Consider the following 7,228-nt stretch of genomic DNA (forward strand, 5'->3'; position numbering starts at 1 on the left):
TGTTCAGCAACAAGTTACAACGCGGAATCAGCCCCCACTGACCACGCGCTGGCATCGTCGAGGCGCGCGATTTGCGCGAGACCAGAAGCGATCGACGTTAGCTCGCCACCGGAGTCGATCCGGTCGATGCCGAACCGATCGGCAAAGATCGCGCGAACCGCAGGAACAAGCGACGTGCCGCCGGTCAGGAACACACGATCTATCGCCGTCTCGTCGACCCCTGCGGCGGCGAGCGCGCGATCCGCCGTGGCCGCGATCCGGGCGAGATCGTCGCCGATCCAGCGTTCGAACTCGCCGCGGGTCACGTCAGCCTCAATTGCGATGTCGGCGTGCTCGAACGAGAAGGTAGCGTGCTCGTCCGTCGATAGCTTCCGTTTCAACAGATTGACCGCATCGTAGAGCAGCAAACCTAGTTCGTTTTCGATCAGCGCGATCATCCGACCAATCGCGTCGGGATCGAGCGCACTGCGACGCAGGCGGTCGAGCTCCGCCATCGTCCGCCGGTTGCGCATCAGCGCGAGCTTCGACCAGTCGGCAACATCGGCAAAATAGCCGCCCGGAATATCGAGCAGCTTGTCGAACGAGCGATACTGCCCGCCCTTGCCGAGAAACGGCAGCACAAGCTTGTCCACGATCCGCGCATCGAACCGGTCGCCAGCCAAGCCGATGCCCGCATGACCAAGCGGCTTACAGCGCTGATTTGCGCTAGGTGCTGCCACTTGCACGACCGAGAAGTCGCTGGTCCCGCCACCAAAGTCGGCGACGAGCAGCGTCGCCGGCTTAGTTAGTCGCGAGGCATGGCCATAAGCGGCGGCGAGCGGCTCGTAGACGTAGAGGATCTCGGACGCGAAGCTGCCGAACATCGCGTCGTAGCGCGCCCGCGCCAGCGCCTCTTCGGGGCGGGAACCTGCCCAAGTGACCGGCCGGCCGACGACCGCCCGGTCGAGGCGATCGAGCGAGCCGCCTGCGTGGCTCGCCAGTTTCTCCAGGAACAGCTTGCCAAGTTCGTCGAAACGGAAGCGCTTGTCGAACACGGGCGCGGTGTCGAACGAGGCGTTCGCTGCGACCGACTTGAACGATTGGAGAAAGCGGCTGTCGGACGGCAACTCCAGATACTCGCGGATCGCAGCTGGTCCGGCCTCGACTGCGAGACCGCCGCGGGCATCGTCACCCTGCCAGAAGCACAGCGCCGTGCGGAACAGCTCGTCGCCGTTGTCCATCTGTACGAGCATTGGCTCGCCTGTCGGGTCAGCGAGCGCTGCGACCGTGTTGGTGGTGCCGAAGTCAAGGCCGACGGCGCGGCGACTGGTAGCGGTCATAGGGGCGGCTCCAGTAGCGAACGCGGCGGCACGGATTAGCTCGCTTACTCGCCGAAGCAAGACTCCGTTTAATTCGTCGGCGAGGACGCGAGGATCACCGCATTCGCATGAAGAAAGAGAGAGCGCTTCGGGCACTATCCGCGAAGCGGTCGTAGATCGCGCGTGAGACCTCAGCAATGACAGGCTGCCGATCGCGTCCACCGCGAGCGAACACCGCGATAGCCACGCGGTGGCCATCGGGCATCGTGATGATGCCCACATCATTTGTGATACCGTCAAGGGTGCCGGTCTTGTCCTCAACCTGCGTGCCAGTGGGAAGCAGAGCGCGGATGCGGCGCGTGCCCGTCGCGCATCGGCTCATCAGTTCTAAGAGAAACGTTCGGCTTTGAGCCGTCAGAACGGTGCCGTTGTCGAGCTTGCGCAACAGCGTGACCATGGCAACCGGGGTGGCCACATCCCTGCTGTCGGCAAGATGGCCGCGCTCTCGAAGCAACTGGGCGATCGTCCGGTCTACCCGGATGCCGGTCATCCCCTGCGACGACAGCCATCGCTGGAGAGCGACCGGGCCGCCAAGAGTGGCAAGGACTTGGTCGGCCGCATGATTGTCACTGCGGACAATCATCAGCTCCATGACTTTTGCCGCGGAACGGTCAAGGATCGTGTCGCCGAGGCTGCGTCGGCCTTGATCGACCTCGGCGAGATAGGCAGCCGCGATAGCGATCTTAACCGTGCTTGCCATCGGAAACGGGGTATCGCCGTTGATCGCGACGGTAGAGCCATCGCGAAGGTCGAGCGCAGCAATGCCATACTCACCGGCGCGACTCGCGACCAGCATGTTCAGTTCGCGCTCAAGGCCGATGAGCTCCGCAGAGCTTGCAACCGCCGGTGCCGGGACGAGAAAGCTTCCTGCGATACTGGACAGAAGCAGGCGGGAAAGCAGAGATACGCGCATCAATCATCCTTGGGGTATTTCACTTCAGCGACGTGCTCGTTCTAAAAGCGAAAATCTGAACATGCCGTGTTGCCTCCCTCGACTAAACACTTAACCAGGTGTCTTCGCCGCACGAGACACGGCGTCGCAAACCGCCGCCAACGACGGCAGCACCCCCTCGATTTTGCCGGCGGTCGCTGTTGCGTCGGCGATCCTGTGAACACCAATCAGCGTCGCTGCCCGGCCCTCCCGCTGCATGAGGGGCTTAAGGCGACGGAATGATCGCTCGTCGAACAGGCCAAGGATGCAGACAGCATCGGCTTCGCCTTGCTCCAAGCCCGCGGGATTGTCGCTCTGCGTCGGATCGCGCGACTGCTCACGAACCTGGCATCCTGCGCGGTGAAGGAGTTGCGTCATCATCGCGGCGACGGCCGCATCGAGTGGGCCGCGCCCGGGGAAGCACACCACGGAACGTCCGCTGAGATCGTCGCATTTATGGCCGTCGAGGGATCCGGAGGGTTCCTTGTCTGTCGGCGATAAACCCGCATCTGGGTCCTCCGCGTCCTCGTGATCTGCAAGAGCATCCAGCACCTTGAGCGTCGTATCGCAGATCGAGCGCAACGCGGAACGTTTGACAACGCCGCGATCGACCGCCGCTGCTGCGAGCCGCAGGCCGCCCAGCACTACATCGTCATAATAGGTTGCTAGCGTCTGCGTCTCGAGCAGGTCCTCAGCGTATTCGATCGCCTCATCAGGATGGCCGGCCAGCGCACGCTGGTAGAACGTCTCTGCAGGCGACAGCGCTGGCCGGTCGCCGAGCAGGATATCGAAAACCTCGAACGCCGGGATATGTCGGCCGAGGACGACGAGCATCAGCGTCAGCGGCATGGCGAGGACAAGGCCAAGCGGTCCCCATAGCCACGTCCAGAACAACGCGGCGATGACCACGGAAAAAGGGGAGAGACCGGTCGAGTGGCCGTAGAGCAGCGGCTCGATGACATAACCGACAATCGGCTCGACGACCGCGAACAACAGCACGACCCAGATAACCATCGCCCAGCCAGGATCGACCGCAGCAGCAAGCGCCAGCGGACCCACCACGGCGATGAGCGTGCCTACATACGGTATGAAGCGCAGCAGCCCCGCCAGGATGCCCCACAGACCCGGTGAAGGAACCCCGAGCATGAAAAGCCCGACCCAGATTACCGACCCGAACCCGAAGTTCACCATGAATTGCGAGAGAAAATACCGGCTGAGGCGCTTGGCGCCATCGTCCAGGGCAAGAGTGGTGCGATGAAGGTCGGCAGCCCCCATCAGCCGGATCAATCGATCCCGCAGATCCTCCTTTTGAAACAGGATGAATATCGCGACGATAATGACGATTAGCGCCGTCTCGATCGGCGCGAGCGCCGGCACGATATACGCTTCCATTTCTTGAAATGCGGTAAGCGGCGCGTCGTGAACCTCAACCGCGACCGCGCCGCTTGGCGGCGCAGTCGTGAGCGCACGCACGCCCTCGCGTCGCGCGCGCGACGCCTCTCGGCTGCCACTGCCGCCGCTCCTGCTTTCGCTCAGGAGGAATCCAAAACGATGCTGGACGCCGGCTTTAAGGTTCGCCGCCTTGTCGGCGATACGCTCGGAATAGAGCGGCGCATTTTTGCTGAGAGTGGAGGCTTGGCTGACAATGACCGCGCTCGTTGTGGCTATACCGCCGAGCGCCAGCAGGACGGCTACCACTACCGCCGCCGATCGCGGCAATTTCGCTCGGCGCAATCCTGCGACGATGGGAGTAAGCAGAAACGAGAGTAGCACGGCGAGGATGATCGGGATGAGCACCGATCGGCCGAAATAGAGCCCCGAGGTCGCAATCGCAGCGATCAACCACGGAACTAACGGTTCAAGGCCGCGGCGGGTAAAAGTGCGGTAGGATTCTAGCGCCACGGTGCGGTCGTCCCTCCTCCCTGCAGATCAGGCTAAACCCATCAATAGCGAGGAATTAGCCCCGGGAAAGAGGGCCGGGATTGCTCCCAGCCCTCCCCATTCAGACATCCGCCAGGATTCAACGCGCCGGATAACGCGTCCGCTCTTCGACGACCTGATCGTGGGTATAGGCTGGAGCATCCTGATCGAACTGTGACCAGCCGTCTTGCTCATAAGCGTCCCGCCGCGACGCGATATCCACCGGCGCTTGCTCGTCAAGCACCTCGCGAGCACGCGCGACCAACGAGTCTTCGACCCGCGCGGTGACGAGCGATCCGCCACGGCGCACCCCCTCGGCATACACGTGCGCATCGTTTTCGTCGACGCCAGCATGAGTCAGAGCGCCCACCAAGCCCCCTGCTGCTGCGCCAACCGCGGCGCCTCCTGCAGCGCCTACCAGCGTGGCGCCTAGCCAGCCCGCTGCGGCGACGGGGCCGATACCGGGGATGACAAGCAATCCGAGTCCAGCGAGGAGCCCGCCGATTCCACCTACGGTAGCGCCGAGACCCGCGCCGGTTTCGGCATCTTCCTTCGCTGCGGTTCCAGCGGGAAGCCCATCGCTCGCAATCGCATGACCGCCGTGAGCATTGTTTGCGACGATGCTGATATCGTCATGCGACACGCCGATCGACTCCAATTGCCGCACCGCGCGCTCGGCACCCTCATGATGATCGAACAATCCGGTCAATGTCTGGGTCATTAAACTCTCCTGTCATCGCTTGAACAAACTCGCGCAGCGAACAGCGCGGGCGAAGAACGCGCAGGACGGAAATCGGACCCGACAAAACGGTAAAATTCGACGAACAGCTACCCATCTCCGCCGAGCGGAACCAAGAGACGTGCCGTCACCAGACGCCGATGACGCTCGGGAACTTTTTAGAGTGATCAGAGAGTCTTGCCGCCATCACCCTGCGTCGGACCGCCCCAACCCGCGACGTTAATCTTCATGACCAAAGTTTCACGAGACAAGAGCGTCCGGCAGGATCAATCTCCGCCGATCCACCACGCAGATGGCGGAGAACAGGAGAAACTATGAAAGTTCGTTCGATCCTCGCCGCCAGCGCACTGGCGCTAGCATTAACCGCAGCGCCGATCGCGGCGCAGATGGCACCGAAGCCCGCCGCAACGCCGATGGCAACCGAGATGCATTCCTCTTCGATGAAGACCGAGACCCACACGTCCACGCATTCGACGACCAGGCCGCACCGCGTCGTTCACCACCGCATTGTCCATCACCACCGTGCGCACGCGCCAGTCCACATGATGAAGAAGACGACGACCCAAACCACGACGGTCGCTCCGAAAACCGAGTAGCCCTTCATAATTGGCGAGGTGGGCTGGACAACCGCCTCGCCAAAAAGTCGATGATCATGCGGAGAGGCGCTCATCTTCCGGCGTCCACACGTTACTCTTACGTAAATCCCGCGGCGACCCGTTCTTGCGGTCTCTCCTTGCGCGATTTGACCCATTTGTGGACGCTCAGACTGCGCTGACGCCCCCCGAAATCTGCCATTCATTTATTTCGACGGAGGAAAATGCGTGACCGAACGGCTCCCTTCGTGACGGACGGCAGCGCTGCTTTGATATCAGCGTAAATCAACGACTCCGGAACGTCGGGGGCGGCGTGGTGAGCGGAGGACCCGACTTCTCTAGCGCTGGGCGGCGGTCTAAGACGCTAAAAGTCGCCGAAACGCGTGAACCATTTAAGAGTAAAAACTGCATGCGCATGACGATTACCGGAGCGATGGCAGCGATCCTCGCCCTCTCCGCCTGTGGCCCTTCGTCCGATCCGGCGACATCCGAGCGCGAAGGGATGCACTACGCGACCGCCGCGGTTGCGCCAAGTCCCGTTTCGCCGCCTCCATCGAAGGTCATTGCAGTTGCCACCGCAAGCCCGATGCGACCGAGGATGCTGTCCTGTTCATCCGAGATCGGCGCTGCCGCCGCTGCTCGTCGGGTGGCGATATGCCGGAATGTGTCACCCGCGACCCGGCCGCCCTGCAATGCCGCCAATAGCTGTGCGATGATTGAAGACGAGATCGCACGCAGTTGCGCCTTGTTCGATGACAAGGGGTCGTCGATGCCCGGCTGCGTCCCCGCGCCTAATAGCATGGCTGCGGCCGCCGCCGTTGTGCAGCGGTACTATTCAGCGATCAACGCAGGCGATTACAGCGCGGCTTAGGCCCTGTGGGGCGATGACGGACGCCCGGGTCAGACACTGGCAGCGTTTAAGGCGGGTTTTTCCCATACCCGCACCACACACGTCACGATCGGTACGATGGAACCGGGCAGAGGCGGTGTCGGCTCGATCTATCAGCCAGTGCCGGTAACCGTAGACGCGACGCTCGACGACGGCACGCAGCAGAAGTTCCGCGGGATCTACACCGTACGCCGGGTCAACGATGTTGATGGCGCATCCGCCAGCCAATTGCGTTGGCACATCGGCTCGGCCGCGCTAAACCAGATTTCGTCACACTGACATACCGCGAAATCCGGATCGCCGTGCAACAGAAGCCGCGACGACCAGTCGTGACGCAGCCCTTGCCACGGCGAACCGCGACGTCCAAGACCCAGAAGCGGACGCTTGCGGGCGATTGAGCGGTTCCCAGCTGCTGCCATTCGTTCATTCGACGCGCCGCTGCTTTCAAGGTCGCGCATCTGGGCCTCTAGTGAACCTTGCCGGTCGTCGGCGCTTACTCGCATAGAGGTGGCTCGGGAAATCTGAACAGCGGGGATAAGTGGATTGCCGATCTGACCGCGGCCATGTTGGCCGCCCCAGGAGGCAAGATGAGCAAGCGACCCCGCCGGAATCACAGCCCGGCGTTTAAGGCCAAGGTAGCTCTGGCTGCCGTGAAGGGTGAGAAGACGCTGGCCGAGTTGGCGCAGCAGTATGACGTGCATCCAAACCTCATCAACCAGTGGCGATCCCGGCTGCTGGAGGGCGCGGCGGACGTATTCGGATCGGAGCCGGCCGCGAGCGAACCGGCGATCGACGTGA

General features: G+C 62.5%; 8 protein-coding genes. 3 read left to right on the plus strand and 5 right to left on the minus strand.

The genetic code is table 11. From position 1 onward, the window contains the following. Window positions 1–14: 14 nt before the first annotated feature. The 4 genes from EAH84_RS04690 to EAH84_RS04705 all read right to left on the minus strand — a co-directional run bounded on the left by EAH84_RS04690 (window position 15) and on the right by EAH84_RS04705 (window position 4,918). A complete protein-coding gene (locus EAH84_RS04690; RefSeq protein WP_140868528.1) occupies window positions 15–1,319 on the minus strand; it encodes an Hsp70 family protein in 1,305 nt (434 codons plus the stop codon). A gap of 94 nt (window positions 1,320–1,413) precedes the next feature. Next, complete coding sequence (locus tag EAH84_RS04695; protein ID WP_140868365.1) at window positions 1,414–2,271, minus strand: serine hydrolase; 858 nt, start codon at window positions 2,269–2,271, stop codon at window positions 1,414–1,416. 90 nt (window positions 2,272–2,361) lie between these two features. Further along, the gene (locus EAH84_RS04700) at window positions 2,362–4,191 is read right to left on the minus strand and encodes an AI-2E family transporter (protein WP_140868368.1); all 1,830 of its coding nucleotides are present in this window, start codon (window positions 4,189–4,191) and stop codon (window positions 2,362–2,364) included. Between the two features lie 118 nt (window positions 4,192–4,309). Next, on the minus strand, window positions 4,310–4,918 hold the full coding sequence (locus EAH84_RS04705) for a hypothetical protein (RefSeq protein WP_241656460.1): 609 nt from the start codon (window positions 4,916–4,918) through the stop codon (window positions 4,310–4,312). Window positions 4,919–5,262: 344 nt separating this feature from the next. On the opposite strand from EAH84_RS04705, the gene EAH84_RS04710 reads away from it, so the two are divergent. Further along, window positions 5,263–5,544 (plus strand): hypothetical protein, encoded by a 282-nt coding sequence (locus EAH84_RS04710; protein ID WP_140868374.1) that lies wholly within the window; start codon window positions 5,263–5,265, stop codon window positions 5,542–5,544. A 504-nt stretch (window positions 5,545–6,048) separates the two neighbouring features. Here the strand turns inward: EAH84_RS04710 and EAH84_RS16320 are convergent. After that, entirely contained in the window at window positions 6,049–6,300 is a 252-nt protein-coding gene (locus EAH84_RS16320) for a hypothetical protein (protein ID WP_241656461.1), read from the minus strand. Window positions 6,301–6,508: 208 nt separating this feature from the next. Here EAH84_RS16320 and EAH84_RS16325 point away from each other — a divergent pair, with 208 nt between their 5' ends. Both EAH84_RS16325 and EAH84_RS04720 read left to right on the plus strand, forming a co-directional pair. Continuing rightward, window positions 6,509–6,709 carry a hypothetical protein gene (locus EAH84_RS16325; RefSeq protein WP_241656462.1) on the plus strand — a complete coding sequence of 67 codons (201 nt, stop codon included), beginning with the start codon at window positions 6,509–6,511 and terminating at the stop codon, window positions 6,707–6,709. Window positions 6,710–7,017: 308 nt separating this feature from the next. Further along, the coding region (locus tag EAH84_RS04720; RefSeq protein WP_140868377.1) for a transposase at window positions 7,018–7,228 on the plus strand (211 nt) is incomplete at its 3' end.

This window comes from Sphingomonas oligophenolica, from assembly GCF_006438955.1.
Lineage (GTDB): Bacteria > Pseudomonadota > Alphaproteobacteria > Sphingomonadales > Sphingomonadaceae > Sphingomonas > Sphingomonas oligophenolica_A.

What these genes read in the sequence shown, in the direction of transcription:
- EAH84_RS04695 (WP_140868365.1), bottom strand. Translation starts at nt 2,271, where the DNA reads ATGCGCGTATCTCTGCTTTCCCGCCTGCTTCTGTCCAGTATCGCAGGA.
- EAH84_RS16325 (WP_241656462.1), top strand. Translation starts at nt 6,509, where the DNA reads ATGGAACCGGGCAGAGGCGGTGTCGGCTCGATCTATCAGCCAGTGCCG.
- EAH84_RS04690 (WP_140868528.1), bottom strand. Translation starts at nt 1,319, where the DNA reads ATGACCGCTACCAGTCGCCGCGCCGTCGGCCTTGACTTCGGCACCACC.
- EAH84_RS04710 (WP_140868374.1), top strand. Translation starts at nt 5,263, where the DNA reads ATGAAAGTTCGTTCGATCCTCGCCGCCAGCGCACTGGCGCTAGCATTA.